Below are 24,100 nucleotides of genomic sequence, written 5' to 3'. Positions count from 1 at the left end.
GACCTGGTAATTCGAATATCAGGTCAGCTCCAGCAGATTCACCAACTCCACCCCGTGTGAGGCCAGGTTGGCGCGCCCGCCGCGACCCCGGTCGACCACGCACAGGGCATGGGTGACGATGGCACCCAGCCCACGGAGATCAGCTGCGGACAGGGCTATCTGGCCGCCGGTGTTCACGACGGCGTCGACGATCATGACGTGCCTGTCGGCGATGTCGGCGCCTTCGGCCAGTCGGCACGTCCCGTGCACCTTGGCCTTCTTGCGAATGAAGCTGACCGGCAGCCCCGTGCGCAGGGAGAGCGCGGTCGCGATGGGCACGCCACCGAGTTCCAGGCCACCCAGGACCTCGGTGTCCGGGGGAATCAGCGGGACCATGGCGAGAGCGGCCGCGTCGAGCAGCGCGGGGTCGGACGCGAAACGGTATTCGTCCAGGAACTGGGTGGCGGTGTCACCGGACCGCAGCAGGAATTCACCGGTCAGGTGTGCCGCCTGACGGATTCGGGTCGCCAGGTCGCCATGATCGGAGGGCGGGGCGGGGGAGGTGTAGAGGTCGCGCATCCTCAGAGAGTAGGGGGCGTTGTTTGCGAGCTTGTATCGCCGAGATTCGCATACACGACCTACGGCCCGCGCGGCCGGATACCCACCGCCCGTTCGACTTTCGAAGTGCGATGACCGCCTGAGCCCTCACGCGTATCGGTCGACGTGCCCGACGGTGACGAATCCGAGCCGTTCGTAGATCCGTTCGCCGTCGGGCGAGGCGGTGAGTATGACGCGATCGGTGCCGGAATCGAGGGCCAGCTCGAGGGCTCGCCTGGTGAGGGCGGTGCCGATGCCTTGCCCGCGGTGATCGGCTCGCGTGACGATGTGCTCGATCGATGCGCCCGCGGGGCTGGTTACGACGGCTGCGCAGCCGAGAACTTCGCCGTGGTCACGCCACACCAGGTAGCGAGTCGATGCGAGGCCCTGGCGCAGGCCCGCCACCAACGCATCCGTATCGGGGGAGTCCGACCAGAGTGCCGCCCACTGCGCCAGGCCGAGGTCGTCGGTGGCTTCCTCGATTCGCGCGAGCTTGTGATGCCCGAGGTCGTGAGGTGCTGATTCGCCCGTACCCGTGAACAGCATGAGCGGCTCGGTTTCGAACAGCGCGAGACCGGATTGCGTTAGCAGTAAAGGGATTTCAGGCGAGTCGATGTCCCGCCAGAAATGCCAGGATGCAGGAATGCCGTCGAACAGGTCCCGCAATCGTTCGATCTCGGCGGGAAGATCGCCGCCCAGTCGCAGCACCGCGTTCAGTTCGTCGCTGGGAGCGCCCGTGCGAAACCAGCTGGATCCCTCGCCGCCACCGGATTCATGTGCTCGCACCAAATGTGTTGCGATGTAAATGGTTACGGCATCGACATGGAGTTGCCGGTTGCCCGGTGCGGTCATCGTTGTTCCTTACTTGCCACGCGATACAGGAAGGCCGACTGACAACCATCCCATGCTCACCACATCGCTCGTCATCGCCTTCCCTTCCGGCGAAGATCAGGCATACGATTTTCGCAGGTCGCAGTACCCGCCGCCGCAGTCGTCGAAGAACGGAAGATCGACATGGACGTCGTCATCCTGGTGATCTGCATCGTCCTGGCCGCCCTGTCGATCCAGCTGATCTGGATCCCCATCGTGATCCACTTCCGGCGCAAGAACGCTCTTTTGGACAGGGACCTGGCCGCGAACATGGCCGCCGAATCGATCATCCGCCCCATGGAGCGTGGCATCTACCGCGGCTCCACAGTCCCGGGTGTTTCCAACATCAGCAACAACGGCCAGATCGGCCTCACCGCCCGCCGCCTGGTCTTTCGCACCGCCACCTCGAAACTGATCGAGATCCCCGTCCCCGCCATCACCGGCGCCCACGAATCCAAGGTCTTCAACGGCGCGGTCCGCGGTGGCAGCACCCATCTCGTCGTCTCCACCCGGGCCGGCGACTACGGCTTCATCCTTCCCAATCCTTCGGAATGGATAGCGACTATCGATGGTCTGGTTCAGCGCTCACACTGAGCTAGTCATCGGGGGAGGCACGGCGATTACGTTTGGTGATCCCGCGCCGCTTCTTCTCCGCGATGCGGCGTTCCTTCGCTCCGCGTGAGGGTTTGGTGGCGCGCCGCACTGGCGGCGGTGCGGCAGCGGCCTCCCGCAGCAGGACGGCCAGGCGTTCGCGGGCGGCCTCACGGTTCTGCAGCTGGGCACGGTGCTCGGAGGCCGCGATCGTGATCACCCCGTTGACCAGACGGGTACCCAGACGCTCGATCATCCTGGCGCGCAACGACTCCGGCACCGAGGGCGAGTTGGCGAGGTCGAACGACAACTCCACCCGGCTGTCGGTGGTATTGACGTGCTGCCCTCCCGGACCGGACGACCGCGAGAATCGCTCACGCAACTCGGACGCGGGAATCACCAGCCTCCGAGTCACGGTCAGGTCCTCCGCCACGATCCGCCACTCTTTCCAATCCGCGAGTCGACCAGGTCTCGTCGGGGTGACTGCGACTCCCTGCCGCAGCGTCGTGATCGAAGATCAACTGTTCAAGCCTATCTCAGCCCCGATAGCGTGCCACAGTGCCGGGATCGGGATGTCCTCGAGAGGTAGCGCTGCTTCGGCCTCACGATGAATCTGCTTTTCGCAGTTGCGCCTTGGCGATCTTGCCGGCGGGAGTCATCGGCAGTTCATCGACGAGGACGATCTGTTTGGGCGCCTTGTAGTCCGCGAGTCGTTGCCTGCAGTGGGCTATCAAGGCCTCGGGGGTGATGTCGGTGCCGGGTTTGGCGATGACGTAGTAGCGCCCGATCTCCCCGAGTACCGGATCGGGGACGCCGATACCGGCAGCCATGGCGACCGCGGGGTGGGTGGCCAGGACGTTCTCGATCTCAACGGGATACACGTTGTAGCCGCCCTGGATGTACATTTCCTTGCTGCGGCCGCGCAGCGTGAGATGACCGCCGGGGCCGACCGCGACCATGTCACCGGTGGCCAGCCAACCGCCGGGCAGGAAGGTCCGTGCGGTTTCCTCGGGCATCCGCCAGTACCCGGCGGCGACACCGCCGCCGCGCACCAGCAGTTCCCCTTCCTGAGCAGCGGCGCCATCGGCATCGACGACCTTGATCTCGACCCCGGCGATCGGGACGCCCAGGGTTGAGGACACGGTGGCGAGATCGTCGTCGACCGCGGAAAGCACACAGGCGCCGGACGATTCACTGAGTCCGTAGAGGTTGGACAGGCGCGCACGGCGGAAACGTGCGGCGATCGCGGCGCACAGCGTCGGGTCGGCATTGGACCCGCCGACCACGGTAACCCGGACAGACTCCAGGTCGTAGTCATCGATATCGTTGTGGGCCAGCATCATTGCGAACATGGCCGGTACTCCCGCGAAGACGGTGGCACCGGTCGCGGTGATTGTGTCCAATGCGCCCTTGGGGCTGAACGCGGGCATCAGAACTACCGTGGCGCGCGCGAGCAGCGCGAGCGTGATGGTGCAGGTGATGCCGCCGACGTGGTTGAGCGGCATATTGCCGATGAATACGTCCTTGCCGGTCACGGCGAGGTGGTCGAGCTGGGCGCTCGCCGCCGCGAGCATGCCGGCGTGCGTCAGTACCGCGCCCTTGGGTTGTCCGGTGGTGCCGGAGGTATAGAGGATGACCGCGGGGGTATCCGGGGTCACCTTCCGTTCGGCCGGGCGCAGGGCATTCCTATCGATCGGCGATCCGGCCAGCGCGGCGTAGGGGAGACCGGTGGTCTCATCGGCTTCGAGGTAGATGAGGTGTTCGACGGCCGGAATGCGTTCGGCGAGAGCGGCATAGAGGCTGACATAGTCGAATTCGCCGAGGCGGGTGTGGGTAATCACCGCCCGCGCGCCGGAGTGGTTGAGCATGTATTCGAGTTCGGTTTCGCGGTAGCGCACATTGAGGGTGACCACGATCAGCCCGATCCTCGTGGCCGCGAAAAACATTGCCAGCCACTCCGGTTGGTTCAACGCGGCTATCGCGATTCGATCTCCGGACCGGAAACCCTCGGTGAGTAATCGGCTCGCGATGCGCGCGCTGAGCCGGTCGAGCTCGGCGTAGGTGACCATCTCGTCACCACAGCGCAGGAACACTTTGTCCGGGTGCGACTGTGCCGCAGCCGCGAGCTCCGCACCGAAAGTCGTTGCGATTCCAGACTTCTCGAAGTCAGGCGGTGTGCTCATATACTCCCACTTTGCGAATGGTCTCGGCGACGCGCAGCACGGCCGAGACGGTCAGGTCGGCATACCTGTCGGGCTGGGCGATGGGCAGATCGTGGTCGGTGCCGATCTCGACGACCGGTATGCCGAGCCGGTCCGCGAGGTCCCGCTGGGCTATTGGCGGGCAGAGCCGGTCTTCGGTCGTGAGCAGGAATTCTCCGGGCTGAACCGCCGGGGCGTGTAATGCCGGGCGCAGGTCCGCTCGCGCTACTTCACCTGCGACCGTGAGCATTTCGAGTAGCGTCGTGCGGCTCAGTTCCCGGCGTATCCAGCCCCAGCGCGCCATCAGCTCGGCATTGCCACGCAGCGAACCGGCCAGATAGCGCGCGGCGAGATCGGGCCCGCCACCGCGCTGCGCGAGTGGAAGCATAGCCAGCAGGCTGCGCCACAACGCTCGCTCCCGCGCCGTATCGGTGTAGCAGGCGGCCGCGGCCTGCACGACGAGGCCCGCGACCCGATCGGGATACCGCAGCGACGCGTCCGCGGTCAGCACGCCACCCATCGAAAAGCCGCACAGCAGCGCCGATTCGATGCCGAGTGCGTCGAGCAGCGCGATGGCGTCGTCGGTGGCGTCCTGCACGTGGAAGTCCCCTGCCATTCGCGGCCCGCGACCGTGCAGGCGAATATCCGGTGCGATCACCGGGTGATGTTCGCCGAGTGCTTCGAAGACGCCCGCGAAGTTCAAGTCCGCGTTCCATGACCAGCCGTGCAGCAGCATCACTGGAATCGCGTCGGCCGGGCCGTCGACCATCCGTACGAAGGTGCGCCCGCGTCCGGGCAGATCGATCATTTCGCCGCGCGGGAGCGCCGGTTCGACAACATTGCCGAACCCGTATCGGGCTCGTGGCATCCGAACAGCACCCACCAACCTGCGGGTATCGGCCACCACGCCCTCCAACTGGGCACGCACCGTCAACCTCCTCGTCGAGGTATTCTGAAAACCAGTCCGACTGGACCGTTTTCCATCTTGCGATGAACCCGGGCACGATGTCAATGAATTCCGGCAGCAGGAGGCGACCGATGGCAGTCCAAGCACGGGGCGAACGATCACGCACCGCGGCGCTCAATGCCGCGATCGCGATCCTCACCGACTCCGGCTACGCCGCCCTCACCACCCGCGCGGTCCAGCAGGCCAGTGGCTTGTCACGCGGCTCATTCCTGCATCACTTCCCCACCCGCGAAGATCTCCTCGCGGCCACCATCGAGGAACTCATCGAGCGCCGCGCTCAACGCGCACAACGAATGATCGAACGATTCGCCGTCGACCCGCCCGCCGATCGCCTCACCGCCGCGATCGCCGCTGTCCGCGAATTATGTTCCGGCCCAGACTTTCTCGCCGAAATGGAACTCTGGGCCTCGGCCCGCACCAACCCCGACTTCCGCGAAACCCTCATCCCCGTCACCGACCGGATCGCCAAACGCCTCCGCGACCAACTCACCGAACTCTTCGGTCCCGAAATCGCCACGGACCCCGAATTCCCAACCCTCGCCATGCTCACCGTCGAAATCGCCCGCGGCCTAGCCTTCAGCGCCCCCACCCGCCGGGGCCGCGGCGACACCGTGATGCTCGACTACTGGGCCCGCGCGGCCACGGCGATGCTCAACCGGCCCGTGGGCTAACGTGCGGTATTCCAGGACTTGTGCACGAATTCCAAGCGATTGCCGTCGAAGTCGGCGACATTGGCGGCGTAATAACCGGGCGCGAAATACGTACGATCCGTCGGCTCACCTTCGTCGACGCCACCGGCATTGATCGCGGCACGGTAGGCGGCATCAACGGCATCGTTGCTATCGCACACGATCCCGACGTACAGCCCGGTCTCGCCGGGTTGCCGTTGCCGCAACCAGATACTCGATCCGACCCCGGTACCGGAGACATAGATGTCATCGCCGACACCGAACAGATCCGGAACATTATCCGGCCCGGAGGCCGAATCGTACTTCCCGAATTCGCGCCAGCCCAGCGGCTTCAGCGCCGCGATGTAGAAGGCCAGCGACTTCTCGATATCCGTGACCGAAACGTAGACATGATCGATCATCTCGACGCGTCCTTCCCGATTACATCGTTCCTAGGGCGACTCAATCGAACCTGCGTCACGGTACCCGTTCCTATCGATAGCAAGCGCCAACGGCAAGCCATTCGGCCTCGAACTCGCAAGGAGAGATTGTTTCCACCATGCCGGGGTGTTCGGCGATATCCGCTACGGGAGTCGCCGAGAGCTGGGTACGCAACGTCGACATGATGCCCCCGGCGAAACCCCTTCGGCCGTCAGCGAAGTACTCGACTTTTCGAACCTCGTATCCGTTGGCGTCGATCTCGACCACGACTTGTCTCGACTCGGTCCCGGTCGCAGTGTGCGCGTTGATCTTCCAGTACCGCATGCCAGGCTCACCGGGTACAAAACCGTATGTGTACTGCGCTTGGTCCGAAGGCCGACCCTCGTCTTCGGGCGTCCACGCGGGATCGAACAGCTGCCATAGCCCGGCGTACAGGCCATCGTCGGCGTCAGGTTCGTCGTCGTACTCGTCGGGCAGGTCCGCCTCGAAAGGGGTTCGGCACCACTGTATTCCGTCCCACCAGCGGACGAAGGTGACAACACCCTCGTGCAATCTGGGGTGAACGACCGTCCGGTCAACGGCCGCTGCCCATGGCGGCGCGCTCGCCCACGGATCGAAGTCGGTGTCGACCAACGCGGTTGATTCATCACCCCCGAACAGCAGTGCCCGTTCGGTGTCCACGTTGACCAGGGCGTACCAGTTTCCGGTACCGTCCTCGCTCACCAGTCGATTGCCCACCGCCCAGGTCGGTTCATCAGCGCGGAAAACCTTGATCGCCCTTGGGTTGCCGTCCGCGAGGTTCAAGAACGCATATCCGTGATCAGCGATTGTGGTCCACAGAACATCAGGTCGCGGCAACTCGAATTCCATGCAGAGCAACGTACTTGGCGCCTGTGACATTCTCGGCTGCCCCTCGGAATCCGCTCGCATGCCGCCAGGTCGAAGGAATCGAGCCGCCGACGGTGATGTGCGGGCCCGGTCGAGATGCCGGATCCGCACATCACCGATCAACGGGTCAGCCGGACTTCTTGGAGGTCTTCGATACGTCTACGTCCACCTTGTAGGTCGTCGATTTGTCGCCTGAGCCCTGGGTGGCGGTGATGACGTATTCACCGTTGCCGGGCGCTGCCCATTCGATGGAGGCGGTCAACTTGCCTTTGTCGCCGTCCTTTTCGGCAGCCGGCGTTGCGGTGCCGATCTTCTGTCCGTTGACGGAGAATGTCACCGGGGCGTTGGCATCGGCACCGGAGAGGTGCGCGGTGATCTGGCAGTGGAAGGCGCAGGGGTACTTGGCTACGTCCTCCGGGGCCTTGACGTTGTCGACTTTGGCGAACGCCTGCGGGGCCAGGATTGCGCTGGTGGCCAAGGCGAGAAAGGTCGCGGTCGCGAAGCGGCGAGTGCGCGAGTTTACAGAGATCATGATTTCTCCCGGCGGTTCGTGCGGAGGCAGTGGAAGGCTGTGCGATCACAGGCCATTGAGGTTCAACCGCCCGGTGGGGTCGTTGCCGTAGAGCCAGTTGGTGTACAGGCCCTTCATGGGTGCCGCATGCTGCAAGAGCCACGTTTTGATCGTGGGCGAGGCGGCGTCACCGAACTTCGATTTGTACAGGGCGGCCGCAGCAGCCACGTAGGGCGTCGAGAATGAGGTTCCCGACTGCATGGTGTCGGTTCCGTCGGCGAGTTTGGTATCGATCCACTGCCCGGGCGCGAAAATGTCGGCACAGCCGAATCCGGATGAAGTCCAGATCTTCTGTACTGAATGTCCCGCTCCCGACGGGGTGATCTCCTGCCAGACATGCTTGTCACTGGCGTCGCTGGCGGCGGCGATCATGGGACCCGCCGCATCGGCTGGAGGGTTGAAGCAGGCATTGACGGAAAGTGGCTGCAGCGGCGCGGGAGCGGTGTCATCGTAATTTCCGGCTGACACCGCAACGAATACATTGTCCGCCGCGAGTGCGTTGACAGCGTCTCGCAGTTGATGATTGGGGTCTCCGCCGAATCCGAAGTTGCTACTCAGATTGGCGGAGATCACCGCCACCGCCGGACCCTTGCCTTGATGGTCCGACTTCACCCAATTGACGCCGTCCACCAGTCGTTGGTAGTCCACGCATTGGCCGCTGCAGTCCGGACGGACCTGCACAGACTTGATCGTGGCCTGTTTCGCCAATCCCAATGTGGAACCCGCGGCGGCGACGGCGACCTCGGTCGCATGATCGTCGAGGAATGTCCCAGTTGTATTGGGAGGGAAGTAATTCTGGGCGATCGACGCTCGTCCGCCGAATTCCGGGAGAGTGATATTCATCGGACCGTCGATGACGTAGATCGTTACCCCGGCCCCCGTGGAGGTCACACTACCCGCGCCCATCAGGCTCTGCGCCCAGCCCGAACTGGGGTGGTACAGAGCCAGATCGGAGGCGTTGTCGGCGCTGCTGCTACCGGCTCCCGAGACAACCGACATAACCGTGGTCATCGCCACCAGGGGTGCCAGCATCAATGCTTTTCGTATTCTCACAAGTATTCCCATCCGGGTAATCGATATAAATGCGCATGACGAATCGAGCGTTGGCATCGAAGCCTCGCCGAATCGACGGCGTCAGAAATTCCGCAATTCGCATTGCGGTTGGCGCAGAACAGTATTCGACATGGCTGTACCGCCAGGCCGACCCTGAAATGCGATGAGACTACCGAGCAGGGGCTTTCCCGCCGACCTCAGTCGAGTCGGGCAGCCACCTCCGGTTCATCTACAAAAGCCCTATTTCCCCATCCTTCATAGTCCCCATCCCTTCTTCGTGTTATCCACGCAGGCAGCACTGTATCGCGGCCCGCCTGAATCCGTAGCAGAAATGAAACATCGCTACTTCACACATAATCGAGGGCTGGGGCATGGCTACGCATCGGGCGTTACGTCGCCGTGGAACCCCACTCATCGAGGCCCGAATAGATCACCGCGACACGCGCCCCGGGGAAATCGAGGCCTTTTGCCTCACCGGTGTACAACGCCACCAGCGAGTCCGGCCCACGCCACCAGGTGTCCGCGAGGCCCATCACCTCGAGCACCGACTCGTAGTCGTCCAAGTCGACGCCATCGACCTCATCACCCATGAGCCTGGTGATCCGGCGTGCGCACACCGATGCGTGGTCGGCCAAAGCCAGCGCTTCCACCCAGCCCTCGATGGTTGAATGCAAGGCCGCCCAACGAGCCCCCTCCGCCTGGATTCCGAATTCACCGGACGGACCGATCATGAACGTGAAGGGCACCGCTGTCCGTTGCGGCCCGGCTTCGAACCACCATCCCGCAGAGTCTGATTCGGGCGAATCCGGCTGGAAATAGTGGGGTCCACCGTCGTACATCGGCGCGGGCGGCAAATGCAGTCCACCCCAGGTGTTCTGGTAGGCCGCATGCGGTCGATCACGCTCGCGGGAACGCCGCGCTCGAGCCACCATTGCCGGTGATTCTGCACGGGCTGGACCTCGAGTTCGACGCCGCGTCTACGGACATACGATCGAGCGCGTGGGGTCAGGCCATCGGGAATGCCTTTGGCGGGACGCGGGATCACCGGAGCGATCCTATCCGGCGGATTCCGGCTCGTTCAGGGGTGGGGCTTCGTGCGTGAGAGGGCTTCGTGCACAGCTGCTTCCGGGGTGTCGGCGGTCAGCGCGGCATCGACCGGGTTGTCATCGGCGTCGAGGATCTTCCAGCCGCCGAGGGTGATGATGGGGATGGCGCCGCGTAGATTGGCGAGGGCGAGTTCGGAGAGGGTGCCCCAGCTGCCGCCGATGACTATTACCGCGTCGGCGGAGTTGATGAGGATGGCGTTGCGGGCCTCGCCCATGCCGGTGTAGATGACGGCGGAGAGTCCTTCGCAGGCGGTGGACGGGTCGGTGTCGGGGCGGATGCCGATGACGAAACCGTGTGCGGCGGTGACGCCTTCGGCGACGGCGGCCATGACGCCTGGGCCGCCGCCGCAGAGGACGCACGCGCCGCGTTCGGCGAGTAGGCGGCCTACTTCGCGGGCGTGGGTTGCCTCTTGCGCGGTGCAGTCACGGGGGCCGCATACGGCGACCTGGATGGGTGGCATCGTTCGGCTCCGATCGTGATCGGCAGTGTCGCAAGGGTATTGGTTGTCACGAGAAGATGGTCAAGCGGTGAGATCTGCGGTGTCGGGGGAGTCGGAGCGCAGTTGGTGTACCGAGCGCCAGTCGATGTCGCGTGGGGCGGCTTGCAGCACACTGGTGAGCAATCCCAGGCGTGCGGCGCGCAGGGCGGGGTCCTCGCTCATGACCAGGATGTCATCGAAGAACTGTCGCAGGGCCTCGCTCAGGGGTGCGGCGGAGGAAACCCAGGTCGGGAGTGGCTGGTCGCGACTGTCGGTGAGGGTGGTGGAGACGGTGATGAGGTGCTGTTCGGCGGGCTCGGTCAGCAGCACGGGGTCGTAGTCGGCCGGGGTATCAGGCGGCAGGATCCGCATGATGCGTTGGAGTCCTTCGACCAGCTCGGCGAATTGGTGGCCTTGTTCGGCGCGGGCCTGCTCGATCTCGCGCTGCAGGTGATCCGCCCGCCACGGACGGGACGCAGTCGCGCGAGTCGCCTCGATCAGTGCGATCGGGATGCCCTCGTCGCGCAGGCGTTGCTCATACCGGGTGCTGAGCAATTCCGCTGCGGTGTCGAGGATTTCATCGTCGACGGTAATGCCCTGCTCGCGCAGCGTGCGCGCGGCGGCGTCGAGGCCGACTCGGTAGGACACCGGCTCGAGCGCGGGGTGGGCGCGCAGGATTCGGACGATACCGAGGGCCGCACGGCGCAGGCCGTACGGATCGGAGGTGCCGGTGAGTTTGGCCCCGACCGCGAGCATCGCGACCAGCAGGTCGAATCGGTCTGCCAGCGCGAGCAGTGCACCGGGGATCGTCTCGGGCAGGCGGTCGTTGTGGTGGCGGGGGAGTTCGGTCTCGAACAGCGCCTCGGCGACCGGCTCGGGTTCGCCTGCCTTGCGGGCGTATTCGCGCGCGATGGTGCCCGCGAGCGAGGTCATCTCGACGAGCATCTGAGTGGCGAGGTCGAACTTCACCAGCTCTCCGGCCCGCGCCAGGGTCTCGGAGTCATTGGGGGACACCGTGATCGCGGTGCCGAGCTCGCGCGCGACGGCGGCGATGCGGTCCGCTCGGTCGGCCACGGAGCCGAGGCGTTGTTCGAAGGTCAATCCCGAGAGCCGAGTGCGGAATTCCTCGGGCGCGGTGTGCAGGTCGGTCTTCCAGAAGAACGCGGCATCCTCGAAGCGTGCGCGCAAGACCTTCTCATTACCTGCGCGGACCACATCGAGATCGCAGGAGCCATTGGCAAGAGTGACGAACAGCGGCAGCAATCCGCCATCGGTGGCGCGAACGGGCAAGTAGCGCTGATGTTTACGCATGACAGTGGTCAGGATCTGTTCGGGCAGTTCGAGATACCGCTCCTCGAAATGCCCCAGCACGCCAACGGGGGTTTCGACCAGGTTAGTGATCTCATCGATCAGATCGGATTCACCGTCGGTGTCGATCGTGCCCTCGTGCTCGGCGGCCAGCGTCTCGGCCGCGCCGACCACGGCGGTGCGGCGTTCGTTGTAGTCGATGAGGATGCCATCGGCGCGCAAGACCGCGCTGTAGTCATCCGCTGTACCGACACCGACCTCGGGATGAGCGGCGTTGCGATGCACGCGCGTGATCCGGTCGGCCCGCAGCGCACCCGAAATCACCGGCAGCACAGCATCATTCAACAGCGCCAGCAGCCACCGAATCGGCCGACTGAAGCTCAGGATCGGATCGTTCCAGCGCATATTCTTATCGGCACGCAACTCCGCCACGAGCTCCGACAGCACCGCGGTGAGCACCTGTGCGGCGCTATGCCCCGAGCGCACCGTCTCGACCGCGACATGTTCGACGCCGTTGACCTCGACGCGCGTCAGGTCGGCCACGGTGACCCGCTGGGAGCTCAGGAACCCTTGCAGCGCGCGGGTGGGCTCGCCGTCGCCGGAATACGCGGCGGCGACCTTGGGCCCGCGCCGGACCTGGACGCTATCGGGTTCACGATCGGCAATCGCCTCCACCCGCACGGTGATTCGGCGCGGAGTGGCGTCCACCCGAATCGCCCCGTGGTCGAGTGCGGTTTCCGCGAGCCGGCGGCTCAGTTCGCCGTGCACCGCTACCGCGGTCGCATCGACCACATGCGGGGGCAGCTCCTCGGTGCCGATCTCGAACACCAACAGTCCACCGTGCGAAGGCAATTCGACCTCTGCGGCAGTGGCGATCGGCAGCGGCTCATACAGTCCGCGCGGATGCCCCGCCTCGGCGCGCAACTCGGTCCACAGCTCAGCCACCGCGCGTGATTGCGTGCGCATCGTCTGAAACCATTTGGCCCGCTCGGTCGTGGAGATCGCCCCGCGCGCATCGAGCACATTGAACGCGTGTGAGCTCTTGAGCACGAAACTGTGCGCCGGAATCGGCAGCCGCCGCTCGATGAGCCGCCCGGCCTCTCGCGAGTAGATATCGAGCAGCGCGCGCGTGGCGGCGATATCGGCGTCATCGAGGTAGTAGCGCGACATCTCGTACTCGGACTGCCCCAGGAACTCGCCATAGGTGACACCGGGTGCGTAGAGCAGATCCTTGAAATGATCGACCTTCTGCACCGCCATCAAAATGCGCTCGAGCCCGTAGGTGATCTCCACCGGGATCGGATCGAGCGTATGCCCGCCCACCTGCTGGAAATAGGTGAACTGCGTGATCTCCATCCCGTCGAGCCAGACCTCCCACCCCAAACCCCAAGCGCCGATGGCGGGTTGGGCCCAGTTGTCCTCGACGAACCGGACATCGTGCGCATGCAGATCGATGCCAAGCGCCGCCAGCGATCCGAGGTACAGCTCCTGCGGATTCCCCGGCTCGGGCTTGAGAATGACCTGGAATTGCGTGTGGGTCTGCAGCCGGTTCGGGTTCTCGCCATAGCGGCTGTCATCGGGCCGCACGGACGGTTCGACGTACGCGACGCGCCAGGGTTCGGGACCGAGCACGCTGAGCAGCGTCGCCGGATTCATCGTTCCCGCACCGACTTCGGTATTGAACGGCTGCGCGATCAGGCAACCGTGACCGGACCAGTAGTCCTGGAGACGAAGGATCGCTTCTTGCATGGACAGGATCTGCGACCCCGTACGGAAGGATTCGTCTGTCATCGCGCGATCCTACCCAGCCGCCGCCTCAGGTCTGGCGGGCGGTGGTGAACGTGATCGGCGCGGGGAGTTCGTGATCGGGCACAACGGGCAAAAAGCTCATTGCCCGCTCGACCATGGCCGTGATGGTGAGGCTCGGATTCACGCCGACATTGGCCGGGATCGCCGCACCGTCACAGACCAGCAGATTCCGGTACCCGAACACACGGTGCCGCGCGTCGACCACACCGGTAGCGGGTGACTCGCCGATGACCGCGCCACCCAGAATGTGCGCGGTGGTGGGTATCGAGGCGATGGCCTCGGGGACCGCCGCCCGAACCACCCCGCCGATCTTGTCCGCGATGGCTTCGGCGGCAGCGTACGCGGCCGGAATGAACTGGGGGATAGGGTGATTGGGGTCTTGCTCGGTGGTCAGCACCGGATATCCGGTAGGCAGCCGGAAGCGCACCCGCAGCGAGATCGAATTGTCCACCGACTCCATCGTGGTCAGCAGCACCGTGCGTCGCGAGGCGTGCCGAATGCGGGTGGCGCGCGCGAACCGCACCGGATGTCGCAGCACCGTGCCCAAGTAATAGAGCGGGCGTGTGCGCCGGGTACCGCGCGCGGTGGCGAGCGTGGTGAGCAGCGACATGAAATCGCCTCCCGCACCGTAGGTTACGGGCTGGATGTGGGTGCTCGGGCTCGGATATACCCCCGAGGTCAATGCCAGTCCGTGCGCGAAGTCATTGCCGTCATCGGGTGCGGTGACCGCGAGAATCGATTCACTGTTTGTGCGCACCAGCGTCCCGAGCCGATTCGACAGCCCGGGCAGTGAGCCGGATAGCTTGCAGCGCAACAACAATCGATTCGTGCCGAGCGCGCCACCGGCCACGACCACTCCTCGGGCGGTGTGCACCTGTCGATCGCGCCGGAACCAGCGCCCGGTGGCCACCGTCGTCACCGCGTATCCGTCGCCGCCGTCCGCCGCACCCAGCGGGCGGATATCGATCACGGTGCGCTGCGGCAGAATCGACGTCCCGCGCTGTTCGGCGAACCAAAGGTAATTCTTATCGAGGGTGTTCTTGGCATTGTGGCGGCAGCCCAGCAGGCAACTGCCGCAGCGTACGCATCCGGTGCGCTCGGGCCCCGCACCGTCGAAATACGGGTCTGGCACGGTCTTTCCGGGCTCGCCGAGAAATACCCCCACGCGGCTGCGTGCATAGGTGCCACCGAATCCGTGCTCGGTCGCATACTCGCGCAACAGAGTGTCGGCGGGCCCGTCGGCGTCGTAATCGACGACGCCGAGCATGCGTTCGGCCACCTCATAGTGCGGTGCGAGCTCGCTATCCCAATCACCCAGATGTGCCCACTGCGGATTGGTCGCGAACTCGGGCCGACTGCGGTACAGCGTATTGGCGTAGGTGAGCGATCCGCCACCCACGCCCGCACCTGTCACCACGAAAACGTCCTTGAACAGGGTCGGCCGGAAAATGCCCCGCATCTTCAACCCGGGGAGAAAGTAGTACCTCGCGACCTGAGACGCCCGCTCTGCGAAATCCTCAGGGGCAAAACGCCTTCCGGCTTCGAGAACTCCGACCCGATACCCCTTCTCGCTCAATCGCAACGCCGACACGCTGCCGCCGAAGCCGGAACCGATGACCAGCCAGTCGAATTCGTGATGCATCGCGGAAACCGTCATTTCAATGGAAGTGCGTCATCGACGGCCACCGCGTCGTCTTCATGCGACGCTTCCAAATGTGCCCACCTACGGGCAATGGCGCGAGCCGACCAACGATTGACCCGTTCAGCCAAGTGTGAACACGCACACATTTGATCTGACCGACTGGTCAGAAACTGACTGGTCGGTTAGGGTTGAGGAGTTCCTTCACGAATTGCGTGTCTTGGTATCGGCGAATCCGCCGGTGCGATGCGGTCCAGCGGAGTCATCGAACCCGTTGACGCACAAGGGATCCGGAGCGGGAATGCCCTCCGGATCGTTCTTCGGACAACCGAGACCACGGAGTCGACAATGATCAAGAAATTCGCCGCAACCGCCATGCTCGCCATCGCCGCGACCGCGATCACCGCGGGCACCGCGCACGCACAACCGGGCGTCGACCAGGCAACTGGCATCGATCAGGGCATGTCCTATACGACCGGCGTGGACGCGGCCGCCGCCACGGTGACCACCGTGGTCGACGGCGGTCATTTCGAACTGTCGGACGATTCGAAAACCGTCACGCTCTTCGGTAGCGCCGGGGCGGTGACCGCGACCCTGCCGATGGCGGTCCAGGTCGCCGGAACCACCTATCCACTAGCCCCGCATATCGATCAGGCGGGCCGATCACTGGCGCTGACCCCGATCGGCGCTCCCGCATTGAGCCCCGAGCAAAGCGTTGCGGCACAACGGCATTTCGTCGATGCCGCCGCCGACCTGAACCGCCATCAGTACAACGCGGGTGTGGGCGCGCTCATCGGACTCGGTATAGGTGCGGTACTCGGCCTTGGGGTGCTGTCACTGCCGTTCGGTGCGATCGGCGCCGGAATCGGGGCCATCATCGGCTGGGTCCTGCCCTGACCACTGTCCACCGAATTCCGGCATCGTTCAGCGCCACTCGAAGGAGACGAGTTCTATGCCCCGCACCGCAAAGACGTTCCTGTGCACCGCGATTGCTTTGCTCGCAGTAGGTGCGGCCGCCGGACCCGCGTCGGCCGCACGCGATTCCGGTGCGACCGCATTCGACGAGGTCTCGATTACGGGGAACTCCCCGCTTTGTTTCGGGAGACTCGAAGCCGAAATGATGCCCGCCGGTTACGACCCCGAGGGTGGGGTGCGGGCACGGTTCGATTTCTGGGCCAGGGTTCCGTTCGTACCGCACTGCGTCGTACCGGCGACAATCTATTGGCAGAATCTCGATACCGGTGGCAGCGGCGCGATCGCGCATGACATCGTGCCGGTGGATCCGTTCTCCGGCAATACCGCGCACGGCGTCGGCGGGGAATACCTCTATTTCCCCACCGGCAAAGGCCGGATCGCGCTGCGGATGAGTACGAATCCCGGTCAGGTCGAAATCACCGTCCGGTGACCTGGGCTCTTTCGTGACGTTCAAACTCTCCACGGAGTCTCCGAACACCCTGACCGGGTGGGCAGGTTTTGACCGGGCAGTCGATTATGGTCGACAGGACGGCCGTCCCGGCCGGTCGGCGGGTTCGGAATTGGAGGGCAGTTGCCTAGGCAGACACGCGAAGAGATGCTGGCCGAATTGCGCGCGGTGGCACTGCGAACGTTCGTCGTCAAGGGGTACGAAGGTGCCTCACTGGCGGAGATCGCACAGGTGGTGGGCTATTCGAAGGGCGCGCTGCTCTATCACTTCGGTTCGAAGGAGCGCCTGCTCGCCGAGATCTTGGCCCCGGCCAGCGCCAATGTCGAAGCGCTGGTGCGGGAATTGTCGGCGCTACCGCGTAAACAGCGGCGGGAGCGGGCGGTTCCGGCGCTGACGGAGTTGGCAATGCGGGACCGGATGGAGGTTGCGTGCTATTCGCGCCTGGCCGAGGAATTACCCGACGATCCCGCGGTGCGACGGATGACGGCGAGTGCGGTCGCGATTCGCGCATTGATTATCGACGACGACGCGCCCCTATCCGAAGTCGTCCGAGTCCAATTCGCGCTCGTCGGACTCTTCCAGACGCCGGTGCGCCTGATGGATGTGAGCGCCGACGACCTGCGCGGCCCACTTCAGGAATCCTTTCGAGCGGCATTGGCGGACGTGGCACCGCTCTGAACGTGCCTCGACTGCCATATCGCTACGCAATCGCTCCCTTCCGCCTCTGATCCGAGGTTCTATCTGCCTGCGGTCTTGGGCGAAAATTGGTGAGCTGACGATTCGCCGCACACATCGCGCAATGGTGTGAACACCCGCACATTTCATTCTGACCAACTGGTCAGAAGTGGACCAACCGGTTAGAATTGAAGAGGTCGCCCATAGTGGCGGATTCTCAGCGGTATCGACTGCGTGCAGCCATTTCGTCCCCGGCGCCGACGGTTTCTGGACTCACGGAGGTGAATTGAATGACGGTGTTATACGCCGATCGCGAGCAGGATAAAGCCATGGACCGTCGGCGCTGGTGGATTCTGCTTGTTCTGTCCGGCTGTTTGCTGATGGTCGCGATGGACGCCACCATTCTGAATGTCGCCCTACCCAAACTGGTGAATGAGCTGAATCTGAGTTCGCTCGAACAGTTGTGGATAGTCAACGCTTACGCCTTGGTGCTGTCGGGTCTGTTGATCACGATGGGCGCGATCGGCGATCGGACCGGACGCCGCCGGGTGCTGTGTATCGGCTTGGTGGTCTTCGGAACCGCATCGCTGATCCCGGCGCTGTGGCCGAATCCGGCCGCGCTGATCTTCGCGCGCGGCATGCTCGGTCTCGGTGGCGCCATGATCATGCCTTCGACGCTGTCGCTGATCCGCAATGTGTTCACCGATACCCGAGAACGCACACTGGCACTGGCGATTTGGGCTACCCTGGCCACCGTCGGCGCCGCGGTCGGCCCGGTGCTCGGCGGCTTCCTGGTCGAGAAATTCCATTGGAACGCAGCGTTTCTGGTGAATGTGCCTGTTGTCGTGGTGTGCGTGATCGGTGCGCTGGCGCTCATTCCCGAATCGTTCACTCCGGCAGCGGGTGGCTGGGACTGGTGGAGTGTCGCGCTGTCCTGCCTGGGGCTGGTGGCCCTGGTGCAGGGGATCAAGATGACCGGCAAACAGGGGCTGCTGGGCTGGCAGTCGCTGCCGATGATCCTGCTCGGCGTGGTCCTGCTGACGGTGTTCGTCCGCAGGCAGCTGCGCCAGCGTGACCCGCTACTCGATGTGCGGCTGTTCGGCTCGCGTGCCTTCTCCGTCGGGGTGGCGGTCTACATGCTGGGCATGTTCGGCATGGGCGCGGTGATGTTCCTGCTCACCCAGTGGCTGCAGTTCGTGCAGGGGCGTAGCCCGCTCTCGGCCGGTCTGACACTGCTGCCCTCGCCGATCGCCGCGCTGACAGCGGCCGTGTTGCTGCCCAGGGTGTTGGATCGGATCCCGGCCCGCACCATCATGGCGTTCGGTATGGCGCTGCTCGGTGTGGCTCTGCTGGTGCCCGCACTGGTGCCCGATCCGAATTCATTGGTGACCGGTATCTCGTTGGCGGCCATGGGTTTCGGCGTCTCCTCTGCCCTGGTGTCGGCAGCCGTGGTGATCATGTCGTTCGCACCGGCCGAGCGAGCCGGTGGCGCGGCCTCGATTCAGGAGACCTGCTATGAGCTCGGCAATGTGCTGGGGATCGCGATTCTCGGCAGCGCCACGATCGGCCTGTACCGGCGCTGGCTCGACCTGCCCGACGGGCTCTCGCCCGGAACCGTGGATACGGCACACGAATCGATCGGCTCGGCGGTCGGTCTGCCGGATGCGGCGGTAACCGCTGCGGCGCGGGACTCCTTCACTTCGGCGTTCAGCGTCACCGGAGCGGTGACGGGAGTGTTCATGCTGGCGGTCGCCGTGGTCGTCTATCTGCTGGTGCCGCCGGTCAAGGCCGCCGACGCGGCCACGCACTGATCGGACAATGACGTGGACAAGGATCGATATGACTACCTTCGATGCGCTATGACGCAACGGCGGAATATGATGATGTGGATCGGCCGATTCATCGCAATCGGTTGTCTGGCAGCAAGTTTCGGCTTACTCGCATTGGGCTCGGTGATCAACGATCGCGCCGAGTGCCTGATGTTCGACGGCTGGGCGCAACACTGCGTGACCTATGCGGACTCGACCCGTTCTCCATACACGGTCGCGGCGGTGCTGCTGGCCGCGTTCGCGGGAGTCATTCTCCTCATGGCGACCGCGAGCCGGGTGCTGAAATCGACTGAAAGGCAACGCAAATAGGAGAACCGATTGCCGGTCACACGGAATTCGCTTCTCGCGCAGGCAATGCGAGCCCGCGCAATGCCGTGGTCACGGTGCTCGGCTGCTCGAGGGGCCCGCAATGGCCCCCGGGCAGCCGCACCGACCCCAGGTAGTTCGGCAGCAGCTCCCGCAGCCGACGTGCGTGCGGGGGCGGCACCAGCCGATCATCGGTGCTTTCGATCACCAATACCGGTGCGGTGAGCCGACTCCGGTCGATCTGGTCGATGCGCAATCGCAGCAGCGTGTGGATGAAATGGCGGCGTGTGGTGGCCGGGGTCGTCATGACCAACTCGTTGATCAGCGCCCGCACCCCGGGTCCGGCCTCGGATCCCGGCGACAGAAACCCGGTTCCGAACGGCACTCGTGCCGGGATCGGTGCTCCGAGAAGCCCTTCGAGGAGCAGATCACCCGCCGGTTTGGCCAATGCGGTGAGTCGATCACGCAAGCCGGACGCCATGGCGTCGTCGAGCGGCCCGCCCGGTGCGGTATTGATCAGCGCGATGCTGTCGGCGTAGCGGGCGACATCGCGCGGATAGTGATTCGCCCAGTGCTGAATCGCGATGCCGCCCATCGAATGTCCCGCGATGAGCGCGCGCTCACCGGGGCGCAGTGTCGAGCGCAGCACCGCGGCCAGATCGTCCGCGAGACATTCCATCGTATGCGCTTCGCGTGCCGGGCTTTCGCTGAATCCGTGCCCGCGCTGGTCGAACGCGATGACCCTATAGTCCTCCGCCAAATCTCGAATCTGGTTGCTCCAGAAGCGAATTCCGCAGCAGAATCCATGACACAGCACGATGGGGTAACCGTGCTCGGGCCCGAATACCTCGGTATTGATTCGAGTATCGTCCGCGGACCGCACATGCACGGTCCGCCCGCGTGTCCAACCGTCGAACAATCGGAACTCATCGTCGCCGCGTAGCCGTGCTGTCCGGCGTGGGCTCAGCGAGCGCCAACTATCCGTCATCGCCGCGATTCCGCCCGCAATGCGCACATCCTGCGAGCCTAGGGGATATGTGCGCCGATTCGATCGCACCCGGGCATCCCCCGGTCGGCGTAGCGTTGATGGCAGTGCCTATCACCTCGGGTGAAGGAGGCAATCGTGTCGCTTCGCGAGGGTTGAATGGCCGGATTGGTCGACCGGGTCGATGGTTTGCAGCAGCGTCATCCGGGGCTGGGGTTTCCGCTCGCGGTGATCTACAAGTTCGTCGGCGATCAGGGCGGTTATCTGGCGGCGTTGATCACGTACTACGCGTTCGTGTCGCTGTTCCCGCTGCTGCTCATCCTGACGACGGTGCTCGGGGTGGTACTCGAGGCGCAGCCGCATCTGCAACAGCGCATTCTCGATTCGGCGGTGAGCCAATTCCCGGTGATCGGTGATCAACTCGGGCAGCCGGAGCGGCTCAGCGGCGGCACCGTGGGGCTGATCGTCGGTATCGGCGGTGCGGCGTTCGGTGGGCTGGGTGTGTCGGTGGCGGTGCAGAATGCGATGAATGTCGCGTGGGGGGTGCCGCTCAATCAGCGCCCGGATCCGTTCGCGGTGCGGGTACGGGGACTGATCGGGTTGGTCGTCGTCGGCCCGCTGATTCTCGGATTGATCGTGGTGTCGCGGATCGCCGCCGCGTGGCAGATCGGTTTCGGCTTCGCGTGGCTGCTAATCGCGGCATCGGTGGTGTTGAACGCGGGTGTTTTCGCGCTGGTGTTCAAGTGGGCGACCATGCGCCCGTTGAGCTTGCGGCAGGTCGCTCCCGGCGCGATCGCCGCCGCTCTCGCATGGCAATTGCTGCAGCGGTTCGGCTCGATCTATGTCGGGCGGGTGGTCAACCATTCCTCGAACACCAATGGGGTGTTCGCGGTGGTCCTGGGGCTGCTGGGCTTTCTCTACCTGGCCTCGTTCGTGGTCGTGCTGTGCGCGGAGATCAATGTGGTCAGGATCGACCGGCTCTATCCGCGCGCGTTGCTGACGCTGTTCACCGAGTCCGCCATCCTCACCCCGGGAGACCGGCGTACGTACACCGATCAGGCTCAGGCGCAACGCAATAAGGACTTCGAGGAAATCGAAGTCACCTTCGATCAGCCGCCCGAGAAGTGAGTGCGGCGGGACGAACTACAGTGGCGAATCGGGCGGCAGGGGAGCGGTGGATACCCGCCCCAGGCTTCGGGCGAACCGCACCTCGACCGGATAGCCGGATGCGCGCGGGTCGAACGGTTTCGCGCTCGTGGCCAGATCATCGGTCATCGCGCGCAATACGTGCCAGCCCAGATCCGCGATATCGAAAGGCGTCGCGCTCTCCGATATCGAGCTGAGCCTGATCCGCATGTGCTGTTCGTCGAAAACGAATTGGCAGGTGATGATGCTGCCGACCGTATGGTGTCGCATCAGAATGGTGGCGGCCTCATCCAGCGCGATGCGAATATCGGTAACTGTGCCGATATCGAAATCAGCGGTGAGACATACCGTTTCGGCGATCGACCTCAGCATGATCAGCTGGGCGGGGTCGGCCGGAATCTGAACGGTTATCGTACGGCTGGGTGTGAGGTGAGCCGAACGGCGCCTGGACACAGGAGCTTCGGTGGAAACCAGTCGAAGATGCGCTCCGGCAGCACGATTCGGCCTTTGGCTGTTCCCGCCGCGGCGGGTTGGTGGTCGTCCGGTCATTCGATTGCCCCCAGGGATCTGATGGACAGTGATATGTACCCGAAATCGATTCTCCGCGTCACAGATCCTTTCGTCGGGTCTCCGACCTGGGGTATTCGGTCGGTCCTTTGGCGAATAGCCCGCATCGACGATCTCAAACAACGCGGTGGCCGGGGGTGGGTCTGGGCGTCGAATGCGGTGCAACGCCGGTGACGCTGTGATTTGGGCGGATTCGAGTGGGTATGCGGCGTGTGCACACTCTCGATCAGCGCGAAGAAGGAATCATGCCGGACACCAACCCCGCCACGCGCTCCCCATCGGCGTCGTCGGACAACTCGTCCTCCACCCTCGGGCGCATTGCGCAGAACAGCGTCTTCGAACGGTTCGCCCGTACGGGATTCATCATGAGCGGCATCGTTCACCTGCTCATCGGCTACATCGCCATTCGCATAGCGTTCGGCGGCGGGGGCGGCGCGGCCGACCAATCCGGCGCCATGGCCGAGCTCGCCGCCAAACCCGGTGGCACCGTTGCACTTTGGATAGGTTTCGTCGCGTTCGTGTTGATGGCGCTGTGGCGAGTCGCTGAAGCCGTACTCGGCAGTGCGTCCAAGCCCGATGCCGACGGCACGATGCACCAGGTGATCGATCGGATCAAGGCGTTCTCGGTTGGCGTGGTCTATTTCGCATTCGCCTTGTCCGCGTTGGGATTCGCCCGCGGCCACGGCAAGTCCAGCAGTGGTCAGAACGCCGGGCTCACCGCCCGCGTCATGCAGCACACCGCGGGCACCATCGCCCTGATCATCGGCGGACTGATCATCATCGCGATCGGCGGCTACCACGTCTACAAGGGCGCCAGCCGAAACTTCCTGGACGATCTCGAAGGCGCGACCAGCGCACTCGTGCGCAGACTGGGCATGGTCGGCTACATCGCCAAGGGTCTGGCTATCGCCGCGGCCGGAGCGCTGGTGATCCTGGCTGCGGTGCAGTCGAAGCCGGATAAGGCCACCGGCCTCGACGGCGCGTTCAAAACCCTTGGCGCGCAACCATATGGAGTCGTCCTGCTCGTGGTCGCCGGTCTGGGCATCATCACCTACGGCCTGTACAGCTTCGCGATGGCGCGCTACGTCAAGATGTAGCCCGACCGCCGCCTTCGGATTCCCAACGCTGCTGTGCGCCGGACAATTCGCCGTCGGCTTGCGATGCGATGACTCTGAGGGCCAGTCGAGCACCGATGCCGACCCCGAGGATTTCCAAGGTACGGGCGGGTAGGTGCCGGTACCCGTCGAGCCGAACCTGGCGTCCGCCGAAGGCGAGTTTGCGCGGCGCGGTATCCCATTCGTCGAGGTTGTAGATCACGCGATGGATCGGGCCGAGCCGGGGCGTGAGCATCGCGAGCAGTTCGGGCAGTTCCGCGCTGAGGTCGCGACCGTGCGGCCACCAGGACCCGTCGGAGGCAGCGCCGCCACCCTCGAGTTCGAGTCGCAGCGGCCGGGCGTGCGATGTCCGCCCTGTGGTGGTGGTGTCGGTCGCCTGTGAGGTCATGATCGACTCTCCTTTCATTCGAGACTCGAGTCCGCCCGGCCGATTTGCCGACCGAGCGTTGTTCCCCACTGCGCGCGGCGGGTCGATTGGCCGCCGCGGGCCGGGATGGTCAGTCGCGATGGGCGGAGAGCGCCCGGGTTTCGATTTCGAGATCGCCGCTCGCGGTGAGCACGGCGCCATAGGTGATGCGCTGTTCAGCGACGTCGTCCCGGGAATCGGCGTTATGCACGGTCAGACAGGTCACCGCGCCGAAATTGACCAGCAGGTAACGGTTTTCGATCGTCGCAGCATCGTTGGTCAGGGTTACTGTGAAGATCTGCCCGCGTGCGATCCAGTCACGTGCGGCGGCGGCCACGGCGGGGGATTCGGCATCGCGGAAGTGCAGGCTGAACGGCAAGCCTGGGGAGTCCAAATATGTTGCCATCGCGCGCATTTCCAATCTTGTCGGGACCGCGATGCGATCGTCACTCGAGTCGGTCGCGCCAACTCGGGTGGGGTG

26 protein-coding genes are annotated in these 24,100 nt (G+C 64.5%); 9 read left to right on the top strand and 17 right to left on the bottom strand.

Features of this window, described 5'->3' with window-relative positions; all coding sequences use genetic code 11:
- Positions 1–18 precede the first annotated feature (18 nt).
- Together ACFC0O_RS18885 and ACFC0O_RS18880 are read right to left on the bottom strand one after the other, a co-directional pair.
- On the bottom strand, positions 19–558 hold the full coding sequence (locus tag ACFC0O_RS18885; RefSeq protein ID WP_375959432.1) for an orotate phosphoribosyltransferase: 540 nt from the start codon (positions 556–558) through the stop codon (positions 19–21).
- A gap of 126 nt (positions 559–684) precedes the next feature.
- Complete coding sequence (locus tag ACFC0O_RS18880; RefSeq protein ID WP_375959430.1) at positions 685–1,428, bottom strand: GNAT family N-acetyltransferase; 744 nt, start codon at positions 1,426–1,428, stop codon at positions 685–687.
- Between the two features lie 162 nt (positions 1,429–1,590).
- Between ACFC0O_RS18880 and ACFC0O_RS18875 the strand changes: the two genes are divergently transcribed.
- Entirely contained in the window at positions 1,591–2,040 is a 450-nt protein-coding gene (locus ACFC0O_RS18875) for a hypothetical protein (protein ID WP_375959428.1), read from the top strand.
- A gap of 1 nt (position 2,041) precedes the next feature.
- Here ACFC0O_RS18875 and arfB read toward each other — a convergent pair whose 3' ends face one another.
- The 3 genes from arfB to ACFC0O_RS18860 all read right to left on the bottom strand — a co-directional run bounded on the left by arfB (position 2,042) and on the right by ACFC0O_RS18860 (position 5,166).
- On the bottom strand, positions 2,042–2,470 hold the full coding sequence (arfB, locus tag ACFC0O_RS18870) for an alternative ribosome rescue aminoacyl-tRNA hydrolase ArfB (protein ID WP_375959426.1): 429 nt from the start codon (positions 2,468–2,470) through the stop codon (positions 2,042–2,044).
- Positions 2,471–2,639: 169 nt separating this feature from the next.
- The gene (locus ACFC0O_RS18865) at positions 2,640–4,220 is read right to left on the bottom strand and encodes a class I adenylate-forming enzyme family protein (protein WP_375959424.1); all 1,581 of its coding nucleotides are present in this window, start codon (positions 4,218–4,220) and stop codon (positions 2,640–2,642) included.
- Positions 4,204–5,166: an alpha/beta fold hydrolase gene (locus tag ACFC0O_RS18860; RefSeq protein ID WP_375959422.1), complete on the bottom strand. Its 963-nt coding sequence runs from the start codon at positions 5,164–5,166 to the stop codon at positions 4,204–4,206. The genes ACFC0O_RS18865 and ACFC0O_RS18860 overlap by 17 nt, the downstream gene beginning before the upstream one ends.
- A 110-nt stretch (positions 5,167–5,276) precedes the next feature.
- Here ACFC0O_RS18860 and ACFC0O_RS18855 point away from each other — a divergent pair, with 110 nt between their 5' ends.
- Positions 5,277–5,876 (top strand): TetR/AcrR family transcriptional regulator, encoded by a 600-nt coding sequence (locus ACFC0O_RS18855; protein WP_375959420.1) that lies wholly within the window; start codon positions 5,277–5,279, stop codon positions 5,874–5,876.
- Here ACFC0O_RS18855 and ACFC0O_RS18850 read toward each other — a convergent pair.
- The 8 genes from ACFC0O_RS18850 to ACFC0O_RS18815 form a co-directional block, all read right to left on the bottom strand.
- Positions 5,873–6,295 carry a VOC family protein gene (locus tag ACFC0O_RS18850; RefSeq protein WP_375959418.1) on the bottom strand — a complete coding sequence of 141 codons (423 nt, stop codon included), beginning with the start codon at positions 6,293–6,295 and terminating at the stop codon, positions 5,873–5,875. The two genes, ACFC0O_RS18855 and ACFC0O_RS18850, sit on opposite strands and share 4 nt — an antisense overlap.
- A gap of 70 nt (positions 6,296–6,365) precedes the next feature.
- Positions 6,366–7,184 (bottom strand): DUF6881 domain-containing protein, encoded by an 819-nt coding sequence (locus tag ACFC0O_RS18845; protein ID WP_375959417.1) that lies wholly within the window; start codon positions 7,182–7,184, stop codon positions 6,366–6,368.
- A 145-nt stretch (positions 7,185–7,329) separates the two neighbouring features.
- Positions 7,330–7,734, bottom strand: a complete 405-nt coding sequence (locus ACFC0O_RS18840; RefSeq protein WP_375959415.1) for a hypothetical protein — start codon at positions 7,732–7,734, stop codon at positions 7,330–7,332.
- Positions 7,735–7,779: 45 nt separating this feature from the next.
- On the bottom strand, positions 7,780–8,883 hold the full coding sequence (locus ACFC0O_RS18835) for a S8 family serine peptidase (RefSeq protein ID WP_375959413.1): 1,104 nt from the start codon (positions 8,881–8,883) through the stop codon (positions 7,780–7,782).
- A 332-nt stretch (positions 8,884–9,215) separates the two neighbouring features.
- Positions 9,216–9,758: a hypothetical protein gene (locus ACFC0O_RS18830; protein WP_375959411.1), complete on the bottom strand. Its 543-nt coding sequence runs from the start codon at positions 9,756–9,758 to the stop codon at positions 9,216–9,218.
- Positions 9,759–9,904: 146 nt separating this feature from the next.
- The gene (locus ACFC0O_RS18825) at positions 9,905–10,393 is read right to left on the bottom strand and encodes an LOG family protein (RefSeq protein ID WP_375959409.1); all 489 of its coding nucleotides are present in this window, start codon (positions 10,391–10,393) and stop codon (positions 9,905–9,907) included.
- A gap of 60 nt (positions 10,394–10,453) precedes the next feature.
- Complete coding sequence (locus ACFC0O_RS18820; RefSeq protein WP_375959407.1) at positions 10,454–13,510, bottom strand: glycine--tRNA ligase; 3,057 nt, start codon at positions 13,508–13,510, stop codon at positions 10,454–10,456.
- A 25-nt stretch (positions 13,511–13,535) separates the two neighbouring features.
- Positions 13,536–15,170 carry a GMC oxidoreductase gene (locus ACFC0O_RS18815; protein ID WP_375959405.1) on the bottom strand — a complete coding sequence of 545 codons (1,635 nt, stop codon included), beginning with the start codon at positions 15,168–15,170 and terminating at the stop codon, positions 13,536–13,538.
- Between the two features lie 345 nt (positions 15,171–15,515).
- Between ACFC0O_RS18815 and ACFC0O_RS18810 the strand changes: the two genes are divergently transcribed.
- The 5 genes from ACFC0O_RS18810 to ACFC0O_RS18790 all read left to right on the top strand — a co-directional run bounded on the left by ACFC0O_RS18810 (position 15,516) and on the right by ACFC0O_RS18790 (position 19,403).
- Positions 15,516–16,064 (top strand): hypothetical protein, encoded by a 549-nt coding sequence (locus tag ACFC0O_RS18810; protein ID WP_375959403.1) that lies wholly within the window; start codon positions 15,516–15,518, stop codon positions 16,062–16,064.
- Between the two features lie 55 nt (positions 16,065–16,119).
- The gene (locus ACFC0O_RS18805; protein WP_375959401.1) at positions 16,120–16,572 is read left to right on the top strand and encodes a hypothetical protein; all 453 of its coding nucleotides are present in this window, start codon (positions 16,120–16,122) and stop codon (positions 16,570–16,572) included.
- Positions 16,573–16,713: 141 nt separating this feature from the next.
- Positions 16,714–17,268, top strand: coding sequence for a TetR/AcrR family transcriptional regulator (locus ACFC0O_RS18800; protein WP_375959399.1), 555 nt, complete (start codon positions 16,714–16,716; stop codon positions 17,266–17,268).
- A 287-nt stretch (positions 17,269–17,555) separates the two neighbouring features.
- Positions 17,556–19,076 (top strand): MFS transporter, encoded by a 1,521-nt coding sequence (locus tag ACFC0O_RS18795; protein WP_375959397.1) that lies wholly within the window; start codon positions 17,556–17,558, stop codon positions 19,074–19,076.
- Positions 19,077–19,088: 12 nt separating this feature from the next.
- Positions 19,089–19,403: a hypothetical protein gene (locus ACFC0O_RS18790; protein WP_375959395.1), complete on the top strand. Its 315-nt coding sequence runs from the start codon at positions 19,089–19,091 to the stop codon at positions 19,401–19,403.
- A gap of 16 nt (positions 19,404–19,419) precedes the next feature.
- Here the strand turns inward: ACFC0O_RS18790 and ACFC0O_RS18785 are convergent, their stop codons facing one another.
- Positions 19,420–20,388 carry an alpha/beta fold hydrolase gene (locus ACFC0O_RS18785; protein ID WP_375959393.1) on the bottom strand — a complete coding sequence of 323 codons (969 nt, stop codon included), beginning with the start codon at positions 20,386–20,388 and terminating at the stop codon, positions 19,420–19,422.
- A gap of 156 nt (positions 20,389–20,544) precedes the next feature.
- Between ACFC0O_RS18785 and ACFC0O_RS18780 the strand changes: the two genes are divergently transcribed.
- Complete coding sequence (locus ACFC0O_RS18780) at positions 20,545–21,513, top strand: YihY/virulence factor BrkB family protein (protein ID WP_375959391.1); 969 nt, start codon at positions 20,545–20,547, stop codon at positions 21,511–21,513.
- Between the two features lie 15 nt (positions 21,514–21,528).
- Here ACFC0O_RS18780 and ACFC0O_RS18775 read toward each other — a convergent pair whose 3' ends face one another.
- On the bottom strand, positions 21,529–21,903 hold the full coding sequence (locus ACFC0O_RS18775) for an anti-sigma factor (protein WP_375959389.1): 375 nt from the start codon (positions 21,901–21,903) through the stop codon (positions 21,529–21,531).
- Positions 21,904–22,343: 440 nt separating this feature from the next.
- Here ACFC0O_RS18775 and ACFC0O_RS18770 point away from each other — a divergent pair, with 440 nt between their 5' ends.
- Complete coding sequence (locus tag ACFC0O_RS18770) at positions 22,344–23,195, top strand: DUF1206 domain-containing protein (RefSeq protein ID WP_375959387.1); 852 nt, start codon at positions 22,344–22,346, stop codon at positions 23,193–23,195.
- Here the strand turns inward: ACFC0O_RS18770 and ACFC0O_RS18765 are convergent.
- Positions 23,185–23,601, bottom strand: coding sequence for a DUF5994 family protein (locus tag ACFC0O_RS18765; protein WP_375959385.1), 417 nt, complete (start codon positions 23,599–23,601; stop codon positions 23,185–23,187). The two genes, ACFC0O_RS18770 and ACFC0O_RS18765, sit on opposite strands and share 11 nt — an antisense overlap.
- Before the next feature lie 109 nt (positions 23,602–23,710).
- Positions 23,711–24,034, bottom strand: coding sequence for a hypothetical protein (locus tag ACFC0O_RS18760; RefSeq protein ID WP_375959383.1), 324 nt, complete (start codon positions 24,032–24,034; stop codon positions 23,711–23,713).
- Positions 24,035–24,100: the final 66 nt, after the last annotated feature.

The sequence above is a fragment of the Nocardia sp. NPDC056100 genome, from assembly GCF_042266325.1.
In the GTDB taxonomy this organism is placed as follows: domain Bacteria; phylum Actinomycetota; class Actinomycetes; order Mycobacteriales; family Mycobacteriaceae; genus Nocardia.
This window is presented reverse-complemented; position numbering and strand designations above follow the sequence as displayed.

Excerpts from the sequence above, each read along its gene's own strand:
- ACFC0O_RS18885 (WP_375959432.1), bottom strand. The coding sequence starts at position 558 with ATGCGCGACCTCTACACCTCCCCCGCCCCGCCCTCCGATCATGGCGAC.
- ACFC0O_RS18880 (WP_375959430.1), bottom strand. The coding sequence starts at position 1,428 with ATGACCGCACCGGGCAACCGGCAACTCCATGTCGATGCCGTAACCATT.
- ACFC0O_RS18875 (WP_375959428.1), top strand. The coding sequence starts at position 1,591 with ATGGACGTCGTCATCCTGGTGATCTGCATCGTCCTGGCCGCCCTGTCG.
- ACFC0O_RS18865 (WP_375959424.1), bottom strand. The coding sequence starts at position 4,220 with ATGAGCACACCGCCTGACTTCGAGAAGTCTGGAATCGCAACGACTTTC.
- ACFC0O_RS18855 (WP_375959420.1), top strand. The coding sequence starts at position 5,277 with ATGGCAGTCCAAGCACGGGGCGAACGATCACGCACCGCGGCGCTCAAT.
- ACFC0O_RS18850 (WP_375959418.1), bottom strand. The coding sequence starts at position 6,295 with ATGATCGATCATGTCTACGTTTCGGTCACGGATATCGAGAAGTCGCTG.
- ACFC0O_RS18845 (WP_375959417.1), bottom strand. The coding sequence starts at position 7,184 with ATGGAATTCGAGTTGCCGCGACCTGATGTTCTGTGGACCACAATCGCT.
- ACFC0O_RS18840 (WP_375959415.1), bottom strand. The coding sequence starts at position 7,734 with ATGATCTCTGTAAACTCGCGCACTCGCCGCTTCGCGACCGCGACCTTT.
- ACFC0O_RS18835 (WP_375959413.1), bottom strand. The coding sequence starts at position 8,883 with ATGCCAACGCTCGATTCGTCATGCGCATTTATATCGATTACCCGGATG.
- ACFC0O_RS18830 (WP_375959411.1), bottom strand. The coding sequence starts at position 9,758 with ATGGTGGCTCGAGCGCGGCGTTCCCGCGAGCGTGATCGACCGCATGCG.
- ACFC0O_RS18825 (WP_375959409.1), bottom strand. The coding sequence starts at position 10,393 with ATGCCACCCATCCAGGTCGCCGTATGCGGCCCCCGTGACTGCACCGCG.
- ACFC0O_RS18820 (WP_375959407.1), bottom strand. The coding sequence starts at position 13,510 with ATGACAGACGAATCCTTCCGTACGGGGTCGCAGATCCTGTCCATGCAA.
- ACFC0O_RS18815 (WP_375959405.1), bottom strand. The coding sequence starts at position 15,170 with ATGCATCACGAATTCGACTGGCTGGTCATCGGTTCCGGCTTCGGCGGC.
- ACFC0O_RS18810 (WP_375959403.1), top strand. The coding sequence starts at position 15,516 with ATGATCAAGAAATTCGCCGCAACCGCCATGCTCGCCATCGCCGCGACC.
- ACFC0O_RS18805 (WP_375959401.1), top strand. The coding sequence starts at position 16,120 with ATGCCCCGCACCGCAAAGACGTTCCTGTGCACCGCGATTGCTTTGCTC.
- ACFC0O_RS18795 (WP_375959397.1), top strand. The coding sequence starts at position 17,556 with ATGACGGTGTTATACGCCGATCGCGAGCAGGATAAAGCCATGGACCGT.
- ACFC0O_RS18785 (WP_375959393.1), bottom strand. The coding sequence starts at position 20,388 with ATGACGGATAGTTGGCGCTCGCTGAGCCCACGCCGGACAGCACGGCTA.
- ACFC0O_RS18780 (WP_375959391.1), top strand. The coding sequence starts at position 20,545 with ATGGCCGGATTGGTCGACCGGGTCGATGGTTTGCAGCAGCGTCATCCG.
- ACFC0O_RS18775 (WP_375959389.1), bottom strand. The coding sequence starts at position 21,903 with ATGCTGAGGTCGATCGCCGAAACGGTATGTCTCACCGCTGATTTCGAT.
- ACFC0O_RS18770 (WP_375959387.1), top strand. The coding sequence starts at position 22,344 with ATGCCGGACACCAACCCCGCCACGCGCTCCCCATCGGCGTCGTCGGAC.
- ACFC0O_RS18765 (WP_375959385.1), bottom strand. The coding sequence starts at position 23,601 with ATGACCTCACAGGCGACCGACACCACCACCACAGGGCGGACATCGCAC.
- ACFC0O_RS18760 (WP_375959383.1), bottom strand. The coding sequence starts at position 24,034 with ATGCGCGCGATGGCAACATATTTGGACTCCCCAGGCTTGCCGTTCAGC.